General features: G+C 40.4%; 1 protein-coding gene and 1 pseudogene. Both read right to left on the reverse strand.

From position 1 onward, the window contains the following. The coding region (gene atpA / locus AC30RD_RS09145) for a F0F1 ATP synthase subunit alpha (RefSeq protein ID WP_489494223.1) at positions 1 to 1,377 on the reverse strand (1,377 nt) is incomplete at its 3' end. Positions 1,378 to 1,398: 21 nt separating this feature from the next. After that, positions 1,399 to 1,533 (reverse strand): annotated as a pseudogene (locus tag AC30RD_RS09150) (F0F1 ATP synthase subunit delta); the annotation flags it as partial.

The raw sequence follows: 1,533 nt of genomic DNA on the forward strand, positions 1-1,533 counted from the left end.
TTCAAAACGAACCACATTTGATGGATCAAAATCATCTAAGAAACCTTCATTACCTGCAAAGATAATAACAACTTGCTTCTCAGCAGAAAGTGGAGAGAAAGGTCCCTGTTTAAGAACTTCAACCATTCTTTGTCCACGCTCAAGTTGGTTACGGGAAACTTCATCAAGGTCAGATGCAAACTGAGCAAACGCTTGAAGTTCACGATACTGAGCAAGGTCAAGACGTAACGTACCAGCAACTTGTTTCGTAGCTTTAATTTGAGCAGCACCACCAACACGAGATACAGAAAGACCAACATTAATCGCTGGACGGATACCTGAGTTAAAAAGGTCTGTTTCAAGGAAAATCTGACCATCAGTAATAGAGATAACGTTTGTTGGGATATATGCCGCAACATCACCCGCTTGTGTTTCAATGATAGGTAAAGCAGTTAAAGAACCAGCACCCTCTTCATCTGAAAGTTTTGCAGCACGCTCAAGAAGTCTTGAGTGAACATAGAAAACATCCCCTGGATACGCTTCACGACCCGGAGGACGACGAAGAATAAGTGACATCTCACGGTAAGCAACTGCGTGTTTGGATAAATCATCATACACAATAAGACCATGACGTGCATTGTCACGGAAATACTCACCCATTGTTACACCGGTATATGGAGCCAAGAATTGAAGTGCAGCAGCTTCAGCAGCAGTTGCAGATACGATAATAGTATATTCTAATGCGCCATGCTCCTCTAAGCGACGAACAATTTGAGCCACTGTAGATTCTTTTTGACCAACAGCAACATAGATACATACAACACCATTCCCTTTTTGATTGATAATAGTATCAATTGCAACGGTAGTTTTACCGGTTTGTCTGTCACCAATGATAAGCTCACGTTGACCACGACCGATTGGAACAAGTGCATCAATCGCTTTAATACCTGTTGCCAAAGGCTCATGTACAGATTTTCTCTCCATAATACCAGGAGCTTTCTCTTCAACGAAACGAGTTTCAGTAGCTTCGATTGGACCTTTACCGTCTATTGGCTCACCAAGTGCATTGACAACACGACCAAGAAGAGCATCACCAACTGGAACACGAAGAAGTTTTCCAAGGCGCTTCACACTCATACCCTCACGAAGTTCTGTACCAGAACCTAAGATAACAACACCTACGCTGCTCTCTTCAAGGTTCATAACCAAACCTTTTGTCCCCTCTTCAAACTCTACCATCTCTCCTGCCATAACATTGCTTAATCCGTAAACTTGAGCAACACCATCAGCATAAGAAACAATCTTACCTGTTTCATTAATATCAACACTTAGTTCAAAATTGTCGATACGCTCTTTAATTATTGAGCTGATTTCATCAGCTTGTATTTTTGCTACCACTATTATTCTCCTCTCTTGAAGTTAAATTGCTTTAATTATATGTTCTATAATTTGACTGTCGATTCTATCTTTAGAGAAGTTAATCTCTATCCCTAAACCCTCTACTTCCACTTTTATACCATTAAAATCGTTTTTAACAAACTCCAGTGAAATAGT

Source organism: Nitrosophilus sp., from assembly GCF_982775275.1.